The organism is Clostridium sp. YIM B02500 (genome assembly GCF_022324665.1).
Taxonomy (GTDB): domain Bacteria; phylum Bacillota; class Clostridia; order Clostridiales; family Clostridiaceae; genus Clostridium; species Clostridium beijerinckii.
Genome location: NZ_JAKGTE010000014.1, coordinates 42,950 through 66,908, shown reverse-complemented (window position 1 = coordinate 66,908; position 23,959 = coordinate 42,950). Strand labels below are relative to the sequence as shown.

Below are 23,959 nucleotides of genomic sequence, written 5' to 3'. Positions count from 1 at the left end.
TCTAATATAAATCTATAAAACTATACTAATCTTCCATCTATTATAAATATGTTATTAGTGATCCTATCATTAAAATTTATTATATCATACTCTTCATGTTGAGTTTTATCACTTGTAACTTTTAATAGATATTTTTTAGTACCAGTATCTAGAACGTAATCTTTTCCTTTGAAACTTATTTTATAAATTCCATTCATAATAATCGTACTTCTCTGTCTAAAATATTTTGTTGCAAGTGCTGATTTAGAAAGTCTATTTAAATCAATTTGATTTTTATTGGACATTAGTATTCTATCACCTTTATAAGAAAATAAAATGGCACCTTCTTTATAATACCTTATACTTGGAATTGGACTATATATCTGAATTGTAATTATAAAAATAGCTATAAGAGGAAGATAAACAAACTTTTTATATCCTTTATTCACAAAGTAAGCACTAAACATTAAAAATAGATAGAAGAAAACTACATTTTCATTTCCATAAAACATTGGCAATGAAAAGTTCTCCATATAATTTAGAATACAATCAAACATATTTATTATTTTCAAGTTTATATAACTGCAAAAATCAAATAATTGAGTATAAGTATATGTCAATACCAATGCATTTCCTGTAATAACCATAAGATCTACAAATGGAGCCAAAATTAAGTTTCCAATAATAAAATTTGCTGAAAAATCCCTAAAAATTAAAATTAGATATGGTAACGTAAATATCTGAGCGCTTAATGTTAAACTTAATGCTTCTCTTAATTTAATGTTCAATTTATATAATGTATTGTTAAACTTCTTATTAAACATTGCTATTCCCAAAGTAGCTAAATAAGATAAGTGAAAAGATATATTAAAAATACTATAAGGTTCATAAAAAACCAAAAATGTTGCAGAGAAACACAGAGCAGAAATTGAATTATTATTTCTTTTTAAAATACGTCCACCTTCTACACATGCAAGCATTAAAAAAGACCTTATACTAGAATAATTGAGTCCTGTAAATACAACATATATCATAGTTACCAAAATTCCTAAATTTCTCCCAACAAAAATTCTTATAAAACCATATACTATAGCTACATGTAACCCTGAAACGCTTATGCTATGTATGATTCCAAAGTTTTTCATCTCATCTTTGTCTTCAAAATCTAAATAATCGCAATAACCAAAAGCAATTGATGATATTAGCCCTGCCTTTCTTGTTCCTAAATTTTCTTCTAACCGCAAATATATATTTCTTTTAATCTCATAAAGCTTTGTTATCAAGTCTCCATTAATCTTATACAATACTTTAGGCTCTACTTCCCCAACTATCCCATTATATCTATCTTGTATGTCATCAACTTTTCCTATAATTTCATATTTTTCACCTACGCTTAAATTCTTATCATTAGTTCTTATCGTAATACTCTTACCTTCATAGCTTCCTATAACACCATAATTGCTTATTTTTATTATCCTTACTTCGCCGTCTATTTTGCTTGGAATTTTATAATAGGAACAATTAATTAAAATTCCAACAACAAAAAAGATAATCATAATAACAAAGAAACTGAAACCACAATAATAAAATATACATATAAAAAAGAAGGCTACAATGAATATTGTAAGCCCCCTAAATTCCTTATTCATTCCATAGAAAATACAACTAATTGCAAGCGTCAAAAATATGTATATTAGTGGATTTCCTACATCTCCTATTTTTTTAGAAAACATCAACTCACCTCATTAATGAGTTTTGCCACTTTCTAGCTAAAATTTCAAAGATTAATAAAAATATTATCGATGCTGCTATTTCTATTCCTATTATATCTCTAATTAATATTCCATTAATTAGAATCATACTAATTACGGCAATAATAATTACTAACAATGATATAACAGGCATAATCAATTCGTTAGAAAATTTTCTTATAGAAATATTGCTATTAAACAATGTAAATAATAAAATTCCAATTGATAATATAGTTAATGTCACTATCGCTGCTTCCTTATCACCAAGTTTGTAAATTGAAACCATTGTAATTATGCTTAGAACAAATGATCTAACTATCATTTCATTTCTAGTAATATCTCGCCCTTTTTTAAGTAATATTATTAATGATAATGGAATGAATAAAACTCCATTTATCGTTACCACATTTCCAAATTCTAAACTTCCAGTTTGTCCCATTATAATACTTCCTACTAAAGTTAGAAGTTCTGAGAATAGAGCAATGAAATATACTTTGAATCCTCTATCTATATTGCCATCAAATACTCTGGAAAAATCTCTTATTTTAAAGAACCCATCTAGGTAATTTTCTTTAATATATACATCTGATACCTTTTTTACAATTGTAGATGCTTTTCCCTTACCTATTCCTACGTTTGATAAGTTGAGTGCTGGAAGATCGCCTAACGTTTCACCAGTAGTTGCAACTTTATGGCCATCTTTTATAAATAATGAAACAATCTTTGATTTAATTTCTGGATTTACTCTGCAAAAAACCCTTACCCTGCAAAGCAAATCCTTTAATTCTTGATGATTTAAAGAATCCAGTTCTATTCCTGCTACTACCTGATTATTATTCTTTATTATATTAGCCATTTTTGCATTTGTTATAGCACTTAATTTACTTTCTTCTGTAAATAATATTGGTACTATTGCTTTATCCTTAATTCGATTTATTGTATTTTCGAGATTCTCTTCAAGTGGATTTTCCAATCCAATTATTCCAACAAAGACCATGTTGCTTTCTATATTTTCAGATTTAGATGGTTCATAAGTAAAGTTTCTATACGCAAAACCTTCTGTTATTAACCCTTCTATAGATAAATTCATATCAACTTCCTTTATTTTTGCTTTGTATTCATCCGTAATCTCTTTCTCAATACCTTCTATCATGACATGTGTACATTGTTCTAAAACATCATCTACGTTTCCTCTAGTATTAGCTCTATATCTGTTATTAAATTTACTTACAACTGTAGAGAATCTTTTATCAGAATCCATAGGTATATCTAAAATTTTAGAATTCCTACTATCTATAGCAGCTTTGTAGATTTTTTTTCTAGCAGCATAACTTAGAAAAGCAAGCTCATCTAACTCTCCTTTTCCACTATCATCACTTGGATTATAAATAGCGTTATTACATACTAATGATATTTCAACTATCCTATCAAAGGTTGTCTCTTTTACATACGGATCTTCAGTTGATATCAAATTATCGTTAATAAATAGTTTTTTGACTATCATTTCTTTTTTGCTTATTGCACCAACTTTATCTAAAAATAAAATATTAACATCTTTAATTAAATTAAATACTGAAAAATTTATTATTTCTATATTTTCATTCCTAAAGCTTTTAATTATATTTTTAAAAACTAATTTCGCGATTATAGTAACTGGAAAACAACCAAGGGCAAATAAAGCTGTGCATATGTAATTTTTGTTTGCATCTTGTCCTGTATATACAAAATATGATCCTATAATTATAATTCCTAGGAAATAAATTAATAAATATCTTTCTAAAATTTTAGATATCATTGTCCCAAAATTATGTTTTCTATTACTTGCATACGTAAGCATGGTAAGCATTCTACCTAACTGAGTAGAATTACCAGTGGATATTACTATACCTAGTCCGCTACCTGATTTTATTATAGACCCTTTAAACAATATATTTTTCATATCTGTTAAAGAAAATATATTTCCTACTATCTTACTTTCAAATTTCTCCTTATAAAATGCTTCTCCTGTTATACTCTTTTCGTCAACTTTAATTTCATTAGCACTTATTATTCTTATATCTGCTGGAATAACAGAGTCTTTATTAATTTTTACTATATCGCCCATTACTAATTCTTCAGATTTTATAATTTTCTGGGCTCCATCTCTAATAACTACTGTATCTGCAGAATTCAGCCTTTCTAAAGCTCCAATTTCTTTATCTCTTTTTATAGTATGCATTACTATTAAAATTAAATTTAATAATAATATCAAGGCTGTTATTATACCAAATAAATAATGTTCAAATACGAATAAAATTATTGTAATTATCCAATTTATAATTATAGATTTTTGCTTTAAAGCATTTAGTATATGTTTATAAATTTTATTTCCACTTGGTAAATCAATCTTATTGGTCCCATATTTTAATCTTAATGCTTCACAATCATTTTCACTAAGTCCACTTTGAACATTACTATTTAGTAATTCAACTATTTGAGCCCAAGAGTTATTGCAGTATTTTTCCAAAAAAACCCCACCATTCTAATTACTTCATTAATAACTTCTTTATTATACTATATTTTTCATTTTTATATATATACATTCATTTATAGTATAATTATACGTTTAAAGACATTAAAAGGCAAAACTTTAATATCTTATATATATTTTCGATACATATTTATAAAAGTTAATTTTATTTAAGCATTTCTACTATAATAATCTTCATTGGGCTCAATTATTTTTCCATATTAAATTTATTTATTTTTTGGTTTTTGGATTAAAGATTAGTGCCATAAGATATCCAAAGAATATTGATGCTGTAATCCCTGCTGCAGCTCCTTTAATTCCACCTGTAAAAGCTCCTAATAATCCTATTTCATCTACCTCTTTTATTGCAGCTTTAGCTAATGCATTTCCAAAGCTCGGTAACGGAACTGTAGCTCCCGCTCCGCCAATAGAAACTAATTTATCATACCATCCAAAAGCACCTACTATAGCTCCAAGCACAACAAACACTACTAAGATTCTTCCTGGAGTTAATTTTGTGACGTCTATTAATATTTGACCTATAACGCAAATAATGCCACCAACTATGAATGCACTTATATAATTCATTCAATTTTCATTCCTTTCAAACAAAAGATTTTTATAATCTAATATCTCGTTTATTTATAAGTTTCCTCTTCCTTAATTTGAATTCATTTCAACAGCGACTGCATGTGCTATTCCTGGAATTGTCTCACCTTGAAGAGAAGACGTAGTGCTCATAAGTGCACCTGTAGAAACTAATAATACTCTTTTAATTTCCTTTTTCATAAGTCTTTTATATAAATAACCTGTAAAAACAACTGCTGAACATCCACAACCACTTCCACCTGACAATGTATTCTGCTTTTCATTATCAAATATAATTTCGCCGCAATCTATATGTTGATTTCTAATATTATATCCAAAGTCTTCAATTAATTTATCAGCAAGTTCTCTTCCTATTACACCTAAATCTCCTGTAGCTATAACATCATAATCTTCCGGTTTTCTTCCTGTATCCTTAAAATGATTTACAATTGTATCTGCCGCTGCTGGCGCCATAGCTGCTCCCATATTATTAGCATCTTTTTGCCCATAATCTTTAACTTTTCCTGTTGTCACATATGTTATTTCCGGATAATTCCCCTCATGTCCTAAAACCAATGCTCCTGATCCAGTCACTGTCCACTGAGCTGTGGCCGGTCTCTGAGATCCATATTCAAGCGGAAATCTGAACTGCCTTTCGGCTGAACTAAAATGTGAAGATGTAGCTGCAACCACGTATTTAGCAAATCCTCCATCCATAATTATTGACGCTAAACTCAAAGATTCTGACATAGTAGAACAAGCACCGTATAATCCAAAGAATGGAATACTGAATTCTCTAGCTGCAAAGCTTGATGAAATAATTTGGTTTAATAGGTCTCCTGAAAATAAATAATCTATATCTGTTTCTTTAAGGTTCCCTTTTTTTAAAGCTTGCGATATGGCTGTAAACATCATCTCGCTTTCGGCTTTTTCAAAACTTTCCTTTCCTAACATGTCATCGTTTAATATATCATCAAAATATTCACTTAGCGGTCCTTCCCCTTCTTTAGGGCCTACTATAGAATGCGTCGATATTATTTTGGGTGGATTATCTAATTTTACAGTTTGATTTCCTATCTTTTTATTCTTCATTTGCAAATTAATCACTCCTCTACATTTTTGAATTAAAAGCAACTCGATTATTTATCAAAAAAATACATATCCCCATCTTAAAATTCCAATTCCTTTTTTGATTTAAATTATTGCAATTATATAATAAATTATTCCTATTATTACTGATGTACCAATACCATATACCAATACTGGTCCCGCAATTGTAAACATTTTGGCTGCGACTCCAAATATAAATCCTTCTTTTTTAAACTCTATTGCTGGAGAAACTACAGCATTAGAAAACCCAGTTATCGGAACAACAGTACCAGCTCCACCAAAATTAGCCAATTTTGCATATACTCCAGTACCTGTTAACAAAGCTCCTAAAAATACCATTATAATAGGAACCATATTCATTATTTGTTCTTCTGCAATTCCAAATCCTGCTGCAATATTGTAAATCAATTGACCCACATCGCATATTAATCCTCCAACTAAAAACGCTTTTAAGCAATCTTTAAGTATCTTTGATTTTGGAATGGCTTCATTGGCCATATCATTATATTTTTGCTTTATGCTTTCTTCACTTACTTCTTTATTATTAGTCAAGATGATCACTCTCCTTTTTTACCTGTATATCTATCATTTGCAAAATTATTAAGATTAATCGTGTTATTTTTTGGCATATATTTTATAAAAAAATAGAATATATATTTGATCTAATTTAATAAAAAATTATACAAATACATATTCTATAATAACTCTTTTTTATGTTTATCATTTTTCTTACCAATGTGTAATTAGCAAATTTTATTCTTCTAATTTTTTCCGCATTTCAGCTAAAACCTTCTTTTCAATTCTCGATACCTGCACTTGGCTTATACCTAACATTTTAGCTACTTGAACTTGTGTTTTATCTTTAAAATAACGTAACATTATAATCTGCTTAGCTTTATTATCTAAACTATTTAATGCTTCTTTAAGAGCTATCTTTTCAATAAGATTTTCATCATCTGCACTTTTCTCACTTAGTTTATCTATTAAAAGAACTGGAGCTCCATCATCCTGATGTATTGTATCATATAAATATTGTAAGCTATTAGAAGATTCAATTGCAAATAAAATCTCCTCCTTATCAACATTTGCATAATCTGCAAGCTCTTCTATAGTAGGTGATCTCTTGAGCTTTTTTGTTAAAATCTCTTTCTGAAAATGTATCTTTCTAGCAAGGCTTTTAACATTACGACTTACCTTTATCATCCCATCATCTCTTAAAAATCTCTTTATTTCTCCTATAATCATAGGGACTGCATAAGTAGAGAACTTAACATTATAATTTAAGTCGAAATTATTAATAGCTTTAACTAACCCAATAGATCCTATTTGAAATATATCTTCATAATCATATCCTCTATTTAGAAATTTCTTACTTATAGATGACACCAATGGCAAATTCATTTCTATTAATGTATTCATAGCATCAGTATCGCCACTTCTTGCTAGAGCTAATAGCTTGGGATTCTTATCATAATTATAATCCTCTCGTTTTAAATCCTCTTTTTCCATCTTATTTCACCTAACTTACCACGTTAAATTTCTTCTTAATTACCACCTTTGTACCATTACCTTTTTCACTGTCAACCTCTAACGCATCCATAAATGTCTCCATTACAGTGAATCCCATACCAGATCTTTCCAAATCAGGTCTTGATGTATATAATGGCTCCATAGCTTGCTCTATGTTATCAATTCCAATTCCTTTATCAATAATCGCTATAGTTACTTGATCTTCATTAATTTCTGCTTCAATTCTAACTAATCCATCTTCTCTATTTTCATATCCATGTATTATAGAATTAGTAACTGCCTCAGACACTGCTGTTTTTACATCATTTATTTCATCAATTGTTGGATCTAATTGAGCAACAAAAGCTGCAACTGCAACTCTTGCAAAAGCTTCATTTTGAGATTTGCTTACAAATTCTATGCTCATTTTATTGTCAGACATGATAACCCCTCCATCTAAATGCACCTTACTGCTTCATCTACAGTATTATAATTTTTAATTAACTTGTACAATCCGGCCAGTTCAAAAATTCTATTAACATTCTTATTAGGTTCTGCAATACAAAGCATCCCCCCTTTGTTCGATAGTTTTTTATATCTACCCAAGACAGCTCCAATTCCTGAACTATCCATAAAAGTAACTCCTGAAAAATTTAAAATGACTTTTTCTATATTATCTCTATCTATCCTATCATCAATTTTTACTCTAACTTCCTCTGCACTATTATGATCTAGTTCACCACTAAGAGTAGTTATTAGAATATTTTTTTGTTTCTCAAATTTTAAATACATATTAATTAAGAATATCTCACATTGTAGTTTTAAACTTATATATTTAAGTTTTAAGATATTCTACATTCACCTCCTCTTTTCCCTCATTTCACCTTTTACCATATTTTAACATACTATTTTATTCAACGTCAAACTATTTATTACATTTTTTTCTATTTATTATAACTCATTATCTTAATTATCCGCCTATATCACACATATTAACGATATATAAAATAAAGATACCGATAATTAACTACACTACATAATTATCAAATATTAAATGAATATATTATTTTTGCTTAATGCATAAAAAATAGAAGATAATCCCGATATACTCATATAAATATATATCATAAGATCATCTTCTATTTTATTTTCTTATAGATAACCAAACTATAAGTTAGATTTATACTATGAAATATATCCCAACTAGAAATAAGTTCATATCTTAGTTGTGATATCTAACTTAAAGATTTGACTTATTAGATAAGCCAATAATTACTTTTTCTTTTTTCCACCCTTATATTTTAAAATTTCATTTTCTATTTCCTTAAAGAAACTTTTTACTGATTCTCCTTCATCAAGTATTAATACTTCAATAGCATCCTCTAAAGTTTCCATGGTATATATATGAAATTTTCCATTTCTAACATCATCTTCAACTTCATATCTTAATATTAATTCATCGGCATTTGTACTTGGAATTAAGACACCTTTTCCATCTGTTTTATCAATAATGCTGCAAACTCTATGGAATCCTTCAATTTTTTCATTGGCCCCACCAATTGCCTGAATTTCTCCAAACTGATTTATAGATCCAGTGACAGCAATATTTTGTCTTATTGGCCTCTTACTTAAAGCTGATAAAATACATATTATCTCTGCCACAGAAGCACTATCTCCTTCAAGCATTCCATAAGTCTGTTCAAAACTTAATTGAAAATCTACTGGCAATTTTTCATAAGGACTTATTAAATTACTTAATAATCCTCGCAATATTCCAATCGACTTTTCATGGATATTTCCACTCATTTTGCATTCTTTATGAACATCTATTATCCTTCCATCTCCTATATTTGATAAGCATGTTATCCTCATAGGCTTACCAAAACTATAGGATCCATTTCCAACTACAGAAAGCCCATTGATTATTCCTGTTTTTCTTCCGTTTACTGTTATCAATATTTTTTTACTTTTATAATTATCCATTATATCTTCCAAAATCTTTTCATCTTCATATGCTACATCAATTATATCTTGCTTTTCTATATTTTTTCTTTTATCTTCTTTTGCATTATTATTGGATAGATGCAGTAATTTATTTATATAATAATCATCTATAGATATTTTATTTCTTTGACCTGCGACCCTAGCAAGAAATTTAATCATTTCCTTAAGAGCATCATCTGTTATATTCAATAAGTTATCTTTTTTTATCTTTTCTTTTATTAATCCTTCAATAGAATTTTTAGTAATATCATTATATTTTAATTCGGTATCCGCTTCTATCCTGATTGGGAATATTTGTTTAAAATCTTCATCATTATCATATAATATCTGAAAACTCTCATAGTCTCCTATTAAAATAACCTTCAAATTAATAGGAATTGACTCTGGCTTTAATCCTGCGAGAGATATCATTTCTAAATAGCTCTTCGTATAATTATAGTTTATTTTGCCATGAATTAATGATTTCTTTAGATAGTAGTAGCTTACACCACTACTTATTAACGAACTTAATCTTAATATAAGACATCCTTCATTAGCCTTTAACAAACTACCAGAAGAAATCAAAGATATATCTGTACTATATCCCCCGTTATTGTTTCTATATTCAATGGTACCAATTAAGTTTCCAATAGTAGGATCTTCATCATAGATAACTCTCGGATGATCTATGGCGGAATTATCAACAATTACATTTACATTATAATTAGAGAATATATCTTTTAGACAATCTTCATCATCTTCCAAATTAATAGTATAACACTCAACTACTCTTTCTTCTATATCATCATACATTTGAAGAAGATATTTATAAACATCATCCTGGGAAATAAATTGTAATAATAAATCATCCTTATGACTCTGCATATTCTTTTTCAAAAAATCTTTGTATATACTTTTAAGTTTCTTAATCGATTTTATTTCAATATCTTTTAATGTCTCTAGAATTTCTTCTGCTTCTTTTTTTAATTTTGATGCTTGTTTTTCGATACTTTCTTGAGTGTTACTTTCGAGACTGTCATATTCATTTTGAGTCATCTCATTGCCTTCATCTTTCAAAGGAATAAACACAAATCCTCCGCTAGTTGCTTTAACATCAAAATTCTTATTTTTTGCTGAATCCATAAGTTTTGTTATATAATTATTCCTTTTTTCACTTATTTCTTCAATAATATCTTCCTTTTCCTCATCTGAAGAACTACTATAAAACTCTACTATGCATTCAAAGTATTTCTCTTTTATATCATCAATCATTTCTTTTAATATATTTCCTTTACCATTTGGTAAAAACAATGCAGTAGGATTTAGTTGTTCTTGTGATGTTACATAGCAAATGTCTTTTGGTGCAGGAAGCTTTTCATATATATTTTCAACACACTCTATTAGATTCTCTAGTTTCTCTTTTGAAAATGAATCTACGTAATATATATTGTATCCTTCTTTTTCAACACTCAAGCTCTTTTTAATTTTATTTAAAGTAGATGTAAATTCAGGTACTCTATTAATATTACTTTTTTTAATGCTATCTGTACACGAAGTACAAAAAATAATTTCATTTGGAGTTAATTCTTTCTTCATATCTTATCCCACTTTGAATCTATTATATACTTAATTAAAATATTTCAAAGCAGACCCCTCCCTAAATTGATAGTATATAATATTAATATTCTTTAAATGGCAAAATAGATATATTTTTTTATAAACTAAAACATAAATAATATTAAAAATCAGAATAAAATCACAGGCAACTGTGAAGCTAGAAGTTTTTTACACATCTGTCCCTTTCAAATCATGCAATAAAAATATAGCAGTAAATAAAAAAAATGATTACCTAGATATTAATCTTAGCAACCATCTTAAAAGTATTAATTACATGGAATATAAGCTCCTTACATTTCATTTAACATCCAAATAAAAAAATTCAACACTCCCGCATATATTAACCAAGCCAAATAAGGAATTAATAGAAATGCCTTATTTCCAATCTTTTCATAAAACCTCTTTATAGTTAAAATTACAAAGATAATCAAAATAATAAGTTCTAGAAATGATAACGCATAAAGCTTAAACCCAAAGAAAATTATAGTCCATAAAAAATTTAATAATAGTTGTATAGCGTAAACAAATATTGCAGAGCTTACATCTACATTCTCATATTTCAAAATATATACTTTATATGAGCATATTCCCATAATTATATAAAGTATAGTCCACACAATCGGAAAAACCATTACAGGTGGTGAAAAAGGTGGCTTAATTAAGCTTTCATATATTGATCTCATATTAGGAACTAATAATGTTGAAAGCCACCCTATTAAAAGTGGAATAATTATTGATGCAAACAATGGAATAATTCTTATCTTTTTTTTATTCCCTGACTTTTCTGACATAAATTATACACCTCAAATTTAAGTAATTAGTTTAACATAACTAATTTAATATATGTTTATTTATGTAAAACTATGATTAATTAATAAAACTATTTATTCAAATTGTAATTATTTTTAGTACCTACAAATTTATTAAATTCATGTCTACTTACTTCTTTAATTTCCTATTAAGTTAATTCTACTCAATATATATATCTGAAAACTCTATATCTATCTTTTCTTCTAATAAATTTGTTTCCCAATCTTCATTATTGAATTTATCTTCATACGATTGCTCAGCCATAGGCATAATTATGGTGAATTCATTTCCTCTATTATTTGATGTGAGCCGTATAGTTCCTTCTTGAAGTTCAACTAAGGCTTTAGTTAAAAATAAACCTAAACCGCTTCCTTCTTTTAGTCTATTAAAAGTTTTATTCAGTTTAGTGAATTTATCAAAAATATACGGAATGGTTTCTTTATCAATTTTCAAGCCATCATTTTTAACTTTTATAGCAATTTTGTTATACTTATCAAGCTCTACACTCACATTTATTCTCCCCCCTTGCTTTCCATATTTAACAGAATTAGAAAGAATATTCAACATAATTCTTGTTATCATTTCCTTATCACACTTAACATAGATTTCTTCTTCCTGTGCATCAAATGTCAAAGTATTATTTATTAATTTTATGTACTTATTAGACGCCATCGAAACCTCTTCTACGATGTTAACTATATTATGTATTTTTAAATTCGGAATTAGATATCCCTCTGAAATTTTATTAGCATCTATAAAATTATTAATAGTCCTTATTAGCCTTAAACAATTTTGTTTTATGATCTTTCTATTCTTATTTACTCCATCTAGATTATTTTCATTAAAATAAATTTGATTGACCTGCAATGCAGAAAATATAAGATTTATAGGCGTTTTTAGTTCATGAGAAATATTAGAGAAAAATTCTTTTTTTATTTCATCCTCTTGCAAATATTCTTCAAGAATTTCTCTCATCTTTTTATTTTCTTTAATTTCACTTATATCATGTATGTAAAGAATCTTGCTTATCTCATCTATGGAAGCCAAAAATATTTCAACTTCGAAATCAGTATGTTTCATTTTTATGCATGGGATATAATTGCCCGCTTTCTTAATATCTTCAAGCGTTATATCAAAATACATTTTTATAAAATCATTTATTTCTATTCCTAAGATCTCATCATTAGTTATGTTTAAAGTTTTTAATGTCCTCTTATTTATGTGTCGAAGTCTATCTAAGTAAAATAGAAATACACCTCCATAAATAGAATCAATTAGTTCATTATTCCTATCTCCACTCTTTTTGATCATTACACTTATTTCATTTAATATAGAATTCCTTTTCCTTAATATAGAGTTAAGTTCTTTCTTTGTTTTAGTTGCATTGCCTATATTATTATTAAGTTCTTTTAATGAACTATCCACTACTTTACTTATTATGTAATCATAAAATTTATATAAAGTAATACATTTAACAATTAATATAAATTCAGAAACTTTCACATAGCTCATATAAAGACATATAAATCCCAAATAATTAAATAATATAGAAAAAATATAAAATATTATTTGTCTAAATTCAGCAATGGTAAATTGTTTTCTTTTAGATAACATATCTTGTGCTGTAGATATGCACAAACCTATGCTTAACAAAACACTTATAGTAATGCTCCATATAAAAAATGATAGTTCATAAGGATTATGTATTCCATTTCCTCCATTAAAGCCAATACCAAGCATTATGATAATTACTATTTCGGATATACATATTACAAGACTCTTTCTATTATTATTTTTAACCAGGAGTCCTATTTTTATTATGCAATATTCTAAAGTAGCGTGCATGCTATAAAAAAGTATGAAGTAACTTTTAGGAATATCCTTAAATAACATTATTATCTCAGTAACATTTATAGCTAGTATCATAATAGGTATTAAATATATCACTTTGAATCTTGCTACAAAACCTTTACCGACAAACTTCCCCCTTATTATATACACATAAATAAACGCCAAAATCATAGATATTGCAATTATATTATTCAATAGCAAATAAAAATTAACATTATCAGTAAGAATAGAGCATAAAATTATTAGTACCGTTAAAAATGCATACTTCTGAATGTTTCTAATTTTTATCTTTATTTTGTCCAATGCTAAGAAACCATTATACATCTCTATATCCCTTTCCTAAATTCAATACTTACAGTTGTCCCTAAATTATTATTTCTTTTTATTTCGATTTTTCCGCCTTGTAGTTCAATTAATTGTTTTACTACAAAAAGCCCTATGCCTGTCCCACTTTTTCGGTCAGGATTACAATTTCCTCCAATTGAATATCTATTAAATGCTTCGTATATAAATTCTTCATCTATTCCAATTCCATTATCTTTTACAGATATATTGACCTTATCATCAAATTCGTTTACCACCACGCATATTTGTCCACCATCTTTAGTAAATTTCACAGCATTAGAAACTAAATTTAGAATTATTCTATACATAAATTCACGATCAATATCCAAGTAACACTCTTCAGTATTAGTATCAAAAATTAAATTTATATTATTTAACTTCACATATTCTACTAATGACATCACATTGTCCTCTATGACCTCAACTATGTTCATATTCTCTAATCTTGGCGTCAAATAATGGGAATTTATCTTTGAATTATCTATTAAATTGTTGGTTAATTTAATTAAAGAGATACAGTTTTGCTTAGATATATCATTATATTTCTTTAATATATCAAAGTCTTCTTTTTCAACATATATTTTTTCTACCTGCATTGCCGAATATATTACATTTATCGGAGTTTTCAAATCATGACTTATATTTGAAAGAAATTCTCTCCTAATACTTTCTTCAATTTGTTTATTCTCAACTTCTTTCCTTATTTCATCCACAAGAACTTTAGAAGTTCTATCTTTAATCAATAGCAATTTCCATGATACATTTTCATAATAAGGCAAAAATTCTGCCTTTATAAATTTTTTTTGATTTCCTATATAAAGAATTGCATCATAATCTTTATTTTCTGCATTATTATTTACAAAATCAATATAATTGCTTATTTTTTTATTTATTATTTCTCTTTTTTTTGAGATTCCCGAAATCTTTAAAAATTGTTTATTCACAAATAATATTCTATCATTATCTGCATTCAGAATTATAATTGGATGAGGCATGAACCTAAATAATGTTGAATATAAATACTCTTTACTTCTTAATAAATTTATTGAACTCTCTAACTTAGCATTTCCTAATTCTATTTCATGATTTAGTTCATCTAGTTCCCCATTTTTATCATTCAATGAACGTGATAAGGCCTTATATGGATCTTTAACCAACCTAGATATAATAAAATTCCAAAGCATTGTAAAGTTTGCAAAATGTATAACTTCAATTAATGCATCTTTTATATATTGGCTATTGTTAAATGCATATATATTAATTAAAAATATCAGAACCGTTGAGGATATGTAAACTTTTATGATACTCCATCCATGTTCCCTTAAGTAGTTTGATTTTTTTAAGTTCATAACTATTTTTATAAATGCTGGTATCTCAATAACCGTATATATAATTTTCACAAAGAGTATAGTCAAATTAGAAAAATAACTCAGTAAAGTACATGTAATAATTAAAATTAATATTCCGTAACTTTCTATCTTTAATTTTCTTCTTTCCAAATAATATTCAGTTAATACATAACTAGCAAAAGTTTCTATTAGTAATATGCTCTCTCTGCTTAAATTTATATAATTTTTAATTTCTATTAAGCTATTTGCATCATAAATCTTCATTATAAATCCAAACGATGATATAAATATCATTAATGAGAAAAATATTATTATTATCTTCGAAACATATCTTTTGTAAAATCTTCTCACTTGCTTTAATAATACAAATAAAATTATACTTAGGGTTATGTAATAAATTCTAAAAATTAAAGGTATATGTACACTAGCATCATTAACAATAAATTTTAATATAAAATATAAAAATATACTTATCATATAAATATATATGATTATAGATTTACTCATAACAAAATCATTTGATAGTCTTTTATACTTTTCCATTTTTCCCCCTATTTTATGAAACTATAACCTTATTATATCATTTTCTTCTATTATGCCACCTTACTTTTATAAATAAATGTATACAATTAATTTTTTGCAGAAAAAAATAGCCAGCAATCAGTTGTGTTGACTATTTATTCCAATTAATAATAATTTTATTTTAACAACTACTAATGTCTCAATATTCCACTCTTTTTTAATTTCTCCATAAAATTATTTGTAATACTGTTCATAAATCCTTTTAATAATATTCCAGCAATTAATGAAACAAACATGTATATAGACAAAACTGCTATGTCTTTAATCAATATTGAATACACTATTCCCGCCATAATCTGTCTCATACCACTAATTGCATATGTAAAAGGCAAAAAAGGAAACAATTTTTGAAAAAATACTGGTGCAACTTCAATCGGAAAGTTACCACTTGCTCCTGCCATCTGAAGTACTAATATTATAACAATTGCGGCTTTCCCTACATCATCTAGTATACTTGCTGCAGTATATATAACAATTACAAATATAATACTTACAAATATACTATAAAAAATATACATTATAGGATGAACTGCATAAACCTTTAGCATAATTAAGCTACCTATACTTGCAACTAATGCTTGGCATACTCCAACTGTCAAAAATAATAATAGTTTTCCTAAATACATTTCATATGGTTTAATTTTTGTTCCATCATCAAATTTAGGTGCTTCCAGCGATAATAAAGCCGATGCCAACAATCCCCCAACCCATAAGCAAAGTACTGTATAAAATGGAGTCGTAGCTGTGCCGTAATTAGGCCATGGAAATAATCTATTATCTTCTATTTCAACTGGACTCGCTACAAAATCACTTTGATTTTCCCAATTGCTTGTCATCATGTCTAATAATTCATCAATTTTATCTTCTTCATCCATGTCCTTGATTTTATCTGACAATTCATGAATCTTATTTTTAGCGTCTGGTAACCTGCTTTTTAAACTAGTTAATTCATCGTTAGTTAAGTTGGTTGCATCCTGTGAAACACTTAGCAATTTTTCTACTTCTGGTAATGTATTTCTCCCTTCATCAATAATAGATAAGCTATCATCTAAAACCTTTCTAGTTGAATTAATGCTCTTTTCTACTCCTGGTACAATTTCTGAATCATAGTTGTCTGTAATATCTGCCACCAAACTATGTACTTCATCTACAACTTTTATAATATCCTTAAGTGTTTGCACATTTAATTCATCATTATCTATTTTCTTAATTTCTTCATCCGATTTATCAGCTACTATTTGTAATTTATCTTCAATCGTATCTAGCTTATCAATATTATCTGAAATCACTTTACTTATATCTTTCAAATCATCTTGCATATTTTTTACTGAATTTAATTGTTTATCTAGTTTGTCTGTAATTAATTTTATCGAATCTATATTCGGAACATTATCACCAAATGAAGGTATTTTGATTTCTATATCACTTAATTTATCAATGAGTTTCTTTATATTTCTAAGTCTATATTTAACATTATTAATCGTCTCTTCTGTTGCAATAGCAGAATCCCTTACATTTAATAACACCTTTTTAGATACTTCTGGTAATACATTCTCATCTAGATTTTTAAGTTCTACACTTGAATTATCGAGTACATTTTCTGATTTTATTAGGTCCTGCTTTACTGTTGGAGAAATATCTGATAGTTTTCCCTGAGTATCATCTAAAACCGATTTACTATTATTTAAAAAATCACTTGATGAATCAATAGCATTAGATATTGTTGGAAGCATATCATTAGTTTTAGTTAACACATTTTTCAAATTAGCTGTTCCGTTGCTTGCATCATCTAAAAGTGTTTCGATTTCTGACACATTATCATCTAACTCATATATGTTATCAACTATTTTTCTAAGCTTAGGCCTGTTGTCCTGTATATCAACTCCTCTTTCGTTACATATCCTAAACAATATTCCTGAGACTGTCTTAATTACATTTTCGTCTAACTCATTTTTTACTGTTTTTATACCTGAATCTGTCATCTTGGGAGCAATCGCATTTTTCTTTTCATTTACTGTGTATATTAACTTTGGTTTATTAATATTTTTTTCTAACAATGTTGTAATGTCTTCAGAAAAGTTTTCTGGAATTTCAATTGTTGCATAATACTTTTCTAGTAGCAAACCTTGCTCCCCATTTTCCTTATCTGTAAAAACCCATCCTAATTTATCATTTTCCTTAAGTTTATCAACTAAATCTTCTCCTAAATTTATATTCTTGTCCTTAAATACAGTACCTTTATCCTCATTAATAATAGCAATCTTAATTCCAGCTGTATTGGAATAAGGGTCCCATGAAGCTTTTATATTTATCAATGAGTACATAGATGGAATAATTATCATTACCATAATCATAAGTCTTGCTACCCAGTTAGTACGTATTTTATTAATATCTCTTTTATATATTCTAAATATATTCTTCATAATTAATTCCCCTAGTATTGCAATATAGATTATTTTAACTACTCATTATTGAACTTTCTTTTAATTTTTCAACAATATTTATTCTTTTTGCATTTATCGGTTCTTTAGCCAAAACTCCAATAATAATTGATCCTATCATAAACATAAATAATATAATGCTATCTTTAAATAATATTGAATATATTACTCCTGCCATAATTTGTCTAACCCCACTTATTGCATAGGTAAATGGAAGAAATGGAAATAGCTTTTGATATCCTGCCGGATTAACTTCTATTGGGAAATTGCCACTAGTTCCAGCAACTTGTATAACAAGCAATACCACACCTATGACTATTCCTCCATACCCAAAAAGACTAACAGCTGTATAAATTATGCAATTAAATACAACACTTATAAATATACAATAGAAGACAAACATTACTGGATGAACTGAATAAGAATGCAATATAAATAATGCTCCTAGGCTAGCTACTAAAGCTTGGCCTATTCCTATAAATAAAAATAACGATAGCCTTCCAAAATATTTCTCGTACTTATTTAATTCTTTATCATTTTCTATAGAATGTGACTCTGTTCCAATTAGGACTGATAATACATATCCCCCAATCCATAAGCAAAGAACTGTATAAAATGGCGTTACTGTAGATCCATAATTAGGCCATGGGAATAATCTATTATCCTGAATTTCTACAGGACTAGATAAAAAATCACTTTGAGCGTTCCAATCATTTGTTATCATATCTAATAATTCATCAATATCTTTCTTGTTATCTATTTTCTTAAGTCTCTGCGCAAGCTCATGTACATTGTCTCTTATATCTGGGAACTTCTCTTTTAATTTTTTTAATTCATCATTAGATAAATCTGCTGTATTCTTGAAAGTATTCAACATCTCTTGAACATCTGGCAAAGTTTTTTTTCCTTGAGCCGATAAGTTTAACCCAGTATCAATTATCTCGCTCATTGAGTCAAACCCCTTATTAATTGTTGGTACAATTTCTGAATCATAATTATCTGTTATATCAGAAACTAAATTATGCAAATCATCTAATACTTTTCTAGTATCTGTAAGATCCTGCGTGTCCAATATTTTATCTCCACTATTTAATTTATCAATATCTTTATTAGTTCTATCAATTAATTTATCAAGATTATTATCTATATTATCTAACCTATCTATAATTTTAGAAATTGTCCTACTCTCTTGCTTTAACAAATCTCTTTGATTTTCAATTACATCTGCTTGTTTATCAAAAACTTGCTGAAGCTTTTTTATTTCATCATAGCTTTGTAGTGAGTTGTCAATTGAAGGTTTAGGAATTTCTATTTCGCTAATCTTATCAATAGCTTTTTTTATGTTCTTCAATCTAGATTTAGCATCGCTAGCACTAGTCCTAATTGCTTTAGACGTATCTAATATCTGTAACAATGCTTTTTTTTCTACTTCTGGTGATATATTTTCATCAACATTTTTAAGCTCTGTCCCTATAATATCGAGCGTATTTTCACATTCAATAAGGTCTTCTTTAACTTTTGGAGATTCATTCTGCAAATCTCCTTGTGTTTCATTTAGAAAACTTTGTGTATTATTTAAAAATTCAGCAGTTTCATCAACAGTGTCTGCTGCAGTTGGTATAAGCTCATTTGTTTTTATCATTAACTCAGAAGCACTTATTGTTCCATTAATTGCTTCATCTAGCATTTTTTCAATTTCAGGCATATTATCATCTAATTTATATACTGAATCTATTATATTTCTAAGCTCAGATCTGTTATTTTGTATATCTATACCAACCTCATCACATAATCTGAACATTATTCCCGATATACTCTTTGCTATATTCTCATCTAATTGAGTTTTGACACTTTTTACACCTGCATCAGTTATTTTAGATGCAATAACATTTTTCTTCTCATTTACAGTATATATTAACTTAGGTTTTGTAACGTCTTTCTTAACTACAGTCGTAACATCCTCTGAAAAATCTTGTGGTATTTCAATCATTGCATAATACTTTTCATTTGTTAAACCATTTTTGGCAGTTTCTTTGTCTACAAATACCCATCCTAATTGATCATTTTCCTTGAGCTTATCAACTAATTCATCGCCTAAATTTATACTATGTTCTTTGTATACCGTTCCCTTATCTTCATTAACAATTGCAACTTCTATTCCCTTCGTATTAGAATATGGATCCCAGGATGCCTCAATATTTATTAATGAATATAAAGATGGTATTATCATTAAAACTACTACAACAAGCGCTGCCACCCAATTAGTAAATATATTCTTCATATCCCGTTTAAAAATATTTATTATATTCTTCATATTCAATGCTCCTGTCAGAAAATATTTCTTTGTATAGATTATATCACACAAAAATGACCAAGAGTCATTTTTTCTCCAATAATTATTTTCCGTACTTAAAACTTTATTTCTATTCTGGAGAAATTAACTATTATACATTTACCTATTCAATTAAGATGAGATGTATGATAAAAAAATAAAGAAAATGCCCTTAGCTATTATGCTAAAGGCTATAAAATTACTAATAGTTAATCAATTCTTATCTCTTCCTTCTATGTATCAGAATCTGAAATTAGCAATTACTTTTATTAAAATTTAAATGTAGATATTTTTTTAATTAATTTACTTGTACTCTCTTTAGATTCATTTATATTTAATATTATTTTATTAGTTTTCTCATTTATTTCGACTACCTTTTCTGCTATTTCAGTAGTTCCTTCCGCTCCATCTGTGGAAGCTTCTGCAACTTGATCTATTGTTTTTAAAATATCCTGTATGGATGCCAAAAGTTCCTCTGAAGTTGAGCTAAAGTCCGAAACTAAACTATTAACAAATTCTGCATCCTTGCTATATTTATCTGCGACTTCCATCATAGATTTATAATCATTATCTACGTTATTTGAAATAAATTTCAAAAGCTTACTTGAATTGCTTGATAAATCGCCTACAGATTCTGTAACTTTATCAGTAACATTCTTTATTTCATTAACTACATTCTTAGATTCTTCTGCAAGTTTTCTTACCTCTTCTGCAACAACTGCAAATCCTTTTCCTGCATCCCCTGCTCTAGCAGCTTCAATAGCAGCATTCAATGCCAACAAATCTGTTTGTGCGGCAATCTCGATTATAGATTCAGATAATATACTAATTCTAGCTACAATATGAGAGTTTTCAATAGCTTTTTCAAGACCTTCTTTTGTCTCTAAAAATATCGCCTTAGCTTTTTCTTGTGACTCGATTGTATTTTTCTTAACATCATCTGCACTCTTTTGTATTCCTTCAACTGATATTAATCCATCTTGAATTTTTTCCGAGATTCCCTCCACAGCTTTTTCAATTTCATGAGATGTTGCTAACATCTCCTCTGATGATGCAGCCGTTTCTTCCATTCCCGCAGCAATACCCTCTGTACTACTTGAAACCTCTTCTATTGTGCTTGATAGATTATCTATCTTACTATTTATATCATTATTTATATGTATAACATTTTCAGTACTCTCATTGACTTCACTAATTATTAATCTTAAGTTTGATATAAATTTATTTAAACTATTTGCAAGTCCAGCAATTTCATCCTTAGATTTAACTTTAATTTCTTGAGTTAGATCCCCACCTTTTTCTGCAAGTGCATCTAGCTCATTCTTTAAACTTTTTAGTGATGCTACTATTCCTTTAATAATCATAAATGAAATAATTATTGAAAGAATAATTAATACTGAAATAATTATTATCGATATATTCTTTACTTTTTGGTATATATCACTACCCTGCTTAGAAAAATCCGCTCCCATTTCTTGATTATACTTAGACAATTCATTCAATGATTCTGATGCTGAGCTAAAATATTTCTTTGCTTCTCCATTCATAATTTCCATAGCTTCATCAGTTCTTAAATCTCTACTCAAGCTTATAACTTTCTCATGCACCTTCAAATATTGGTTCCAATCATTTTTAGCTGTCTCAAATAATTGCTTATCTTTATCATCATAAAATGTTTTTTCATATTGTTGCATACTGCTTTGGATTTCACTATTCTTCGCTTCCATATCTTTTTCTTTTTGAGCCATTTCATTTTTGTCATTTGATATTATATGTTCATATTCCAGTATTCTAAAATCAGATGTCATCGTATTTATATTTCCTGATTGAATTAACCCAGGAATTAATTCTGTAGACATATTAGCTGAAACTGTATTGATCACACTTAAGTTATTAATTGAATATAAACTTAAAAGAACCATTGAAATAATAAGCATAGATATAAGTGACACTAATTTACCTTTAATCGATTTAAACATTAAAACCCACTCCCCCTTTAATTACATAATAAATATCCAATAAATTTATTTTGTATAAATACTTATTCGATGTTTTTTACAAAAACCTTTTTAATTTCATTAAAATTTAATTTTTAACTATGATTACAATAATTATATTGTCGTTTCCTTAATTAACATTAAAAACTTTCTTGAATTCAATTCTATTATTTGTAATTTTAGAGGTTTAATTAGTCATGTAATAATATTATAAACAATGGTAAGATTTTAAAATAAAAAATATATTATGTATCCTAATACACGTTTTTTCAAAAAAATAACACATATGTAGCTATTCTTCATAACTAAATATGTGTTATATATAAGACCTTCGCCAAGTTACTAAAATAGCAAACTCAACGAAATTTATTCAAATTTTGGTGCAGGTGACGGGACTTGAACCCGTACGTCCATGTGAACACTACCCCCTCAAGATAGCGTGTCTGCCATTCCACCACACCTGCAAATATAAATTACTCATTTAATGATAATCTATTCTTATTTAAAATTCAAGTAATTTTCATAAAATATTTAAGTTAATTATTAGGCAGAGACTAATAATTAACTTAAGAAATGTACATTTAGGAAGCTTTTCATTAGATCAACTACCTTATCTGCCTCAAAATAATCGTCTTTTTTATCATAAAGATATTGATATATATGATAATATGTGTTTACCTTATCAACATATTTTTTTGTTTCTCCAAAAGGTATATAATCTACACTTTTTCCATCTGAAGAGTATTTTCTATTATCAAGCCATGATTGCACATTAGTTGGTCCTGCATTGTATGCTGCAATTGTTAGATCCATATCTTTATCAAAAGTATCATTCAAACGCCTAAGGTACCAGCATCCCATTTTAATATTATATTCTTCATTATATAGGTCTTCTTTAGTGAATGTATTATATCCCATTTCTTTCGCTGCCCATTGTCCAGTATCAACCGTTATTTGCATAAGACCTACTGCATTTTTATGTGAATGCGCATCATCATCAAATTTACTTTCAGTTTTTATAACTGCTAGTACTAGCAATGGATCTAGATTATACTGCGAACTGTACATATCAACATACTGCTGGTACTTATAAGGAAAAAACTTTTCTTTTATAATATATCTCGAACCTATGCCAATTGCTGCTACAATTACTACTAAGAATACTATTGCACAAAAGGTTTTTCTTAGAAACTTCATTATATTCTC

Annotated in this window: 16 protein-coding genes and 1 tRNA gene; all 17 read right to left on the bottom strand. The window is 27.6% G+C overall.

What is annotated here, in order from left to right:
* Nucleotides 1-20: 20 nt before the first annotated feature.
* Nucleotides 21-1,712, bottom strand: a complete 1,692-nt coding sequence (locus L1S46_RS13290; protein WP_238900250.1) for a ComEC/Rec2 family competence protein — start codon at nucleotides 1,710-1,712, stop codon at nucleotides 21-23.
* Nucleotides 1,713-1,716: 4 nt separating this feature from the next.
* Complete coding sequence (locus L1S46_RS13285; RefSeq protein ID WP_171788797.1) at nucleotides 1,717-4,236, bottom strand: cation-transporting P-type ATPase; 2,520 nt, start codon at nucleotides 4,234-4,236, stop codon at nucleotides 1,717-1,719.
* 234 nt (nucleotides 4,237-4,470) lie between these two features.
* Nucleotides 4,471-4,827, bottom strand: coding sequence for a stage V sporulation protein AE (spoVAE, locus tag L1S46_RS13280; RefSeq protein ID WP_011968161.1), 357 nt, complete (start codon nucleotides 4,825-4,827; stop codon nucleotides 4,471-4,473).
* A 72-nt stretch (nucleotides 4,828-4,899) separates the two neighbouring features.
* Nucleotides 4,900-5,925: a stage V sporulation protein AD gene (gene spoVAD, locus L1S46_RS13275; RefSeq protein ID WP_238900249.1), complete on the bottom strand. Its 1,026-nt coding sequence runs from the start codon at nucleotides 5,923-5,925 to the stop codon at nucleotides 4,900-4,902.
* Between the two features lie 96 nt (nucleotides 5,926-6,021).
* Nucleotides 6,022-6,489 carry a stage V sporulation protein AC gene (gene spoVAC / locus L1S46_RS13270; RefSeq protein WP_023974018.1) on the bottom strand — a complete coding sequence of 156 codons (468 nt, stop codon included), beginning with the start codon at nucleotides 6,487-6,489 and terminating at the stop codon, nucleotides 6,022-6,024.
* 201 nt (nucleotides 6,490-6,690) lie between these two features.
* A complete protein-coding gene (gene sigF / locus L1S46_RS13265; RefSeq protein WP_011968158.1) occupies nucleotides 6,691-7,446 on the bottom strand; it encodes an RNA polymerase sporulation sigma factor SigF in 756 nt (251 codons plus the stop codon).
* 10 nt (nucleotides 7,447-7,456) lie between these two features.
* On the bottom strand, nucleotides 7,457-7,888 hold the full coding sequence (spoIIAB, locus tag L1S46_RS13260; protein WP_077838065.1) for an anti-sigma F factor: 432 nt from the start codon (nucleotides 7,886-7,888) through the stop codon (nucleotides 7,457-7,459).
* Between the two features lie 14 nt (nucleotides 7,889-7,902).
* Nucleotides 7,903-8,238 carry an anti-sigma F factor antagonist gene (spoIIAA, locus tag L1S46_RS13255; RefSeq protein ID WP_011968156.1) on the bottom strand — a complete coding sequence of 112 codons (336 nt, stop codon included), beginning with the start codon at nucleotides 8,236-8,238 and terminating at the stop codon, nucleotides 7,903-7,905.
* 480 nt (nucleotides 8,239-8,718) lie between these two features.
* Nucleotides 8,719-11,025: an AAA family ATPase gene (locus L1S46_RS13250; RefSeq protein WP_238900248.1), complete on the bottom strand. Its 2,307-nt coding sequence runs from the start codon at nucleotides 11,023-11,025 to the stop codon at nucleotides 8,719-8,721.
* 311 nt (nucleotides 11,026-11,336) lie between these two features.
* The gene (locus L1S46_RS13245; protein ID WP_238900247.1) at nucleotides 11,337-11,837 is read right to left on the bottom strand and encodes a TspO/MBR family protein; all 501 of its coding nucleotides are present in this window, start codon (nucleotides 11,835-11,837) and stop codon (nucleotides 11,337-11,339) included.
* Nucleotides 11,838-12,015: 178 nt separating this feature from the next.
* Nucleotides 12,016-14,031, bottom strand: coding sequence for a HAMP domain-containing sensor histidine kinase (locus L1S46_RS13240; RefSeq protein ID WP_238900246.1), 2,016 nt, complete (start codon nucleotides 14,029-14,031; stop codon nucleotides 12,016-12,018).
* Nucleotides 14,032-14,033: 2 nt separating this feature from the next.
* The gene (locus L1S46_RS13235) at nucleotides 14,034-15,944 is read right to left on the bottom strand and encodes a PAS domain-containing sensor histidine kinase (RefSeq protein WP_238900245.1); all 1,911 of its coding nucleotides are present in this window, start codon (nucleotides 15,942-15,944) and stop codon (nucleotides 14,034-14,036) included.
* Nucleotides 15,945-16,114: 170 nt separating this feature from the next.
* Entirely contained in the window at nucleotides 16,115-18,406 is a 2,292-nt protein-coding gene (locus L1S46_RS13230; RefSeq protein WP_238860518.1) for a YhgE/Pip domain-containing protein, read from the bottom strand.
* 34 nt (nucleotides 18,407-18,440) lie between these two features.
* On the bottom strand, nucleotides 18,441-20,738 hold the full coding sequence (locus tag L1S46_RS13225) for a YhgE/Pip domain-containing protein (RefSeq protein WP_238860520.1): 2,298 nt from the start codon (nucleotides 20,736-20,738) through the stop codon (nucleotides 18,441-18,443).
* A 287-nt stretch (nucleotides 20,739-21,025) separates the two neighbouring features.
* Complete coding sequence (locus L1S46_RS13220) at nucleotides 21,026-22,735, bottom strand: methyl-accepting chemotaxis protein (RefSeq protein ID WP_238900244.1); 1,710 nt, start codon at nucleotides 22,733-22,735, stop codon at nucleotides 21,026-21,028.
* A 396-nt stretch (nucleotides 22,736-23,131) separates the two neighbouring features.
* A tRNA-Leu gene (locus L1S46_RS13215) sits at nucleotides 23,132-23,217 on the bottom strand.
* Nucleotides 23,218-23,314: 97 nt separating this feature from the next.
* The gene (locus L1S46_RS13210; RefSeq protein WP_077829351.1) at nucleotides 23,315-23,950 is read right to left on the bottom strand and encodes a lytic transglycosylase domain-containing protein; all 636 of its coding nucleotides are present in this window, start codon (nucleotides 23,948-23,950) and stop codon (nucleotides 23,315-23,317) included.
* Between the last annotated feature and the right edge of the window lie 9 nt (nucleotides 23,951-23,959).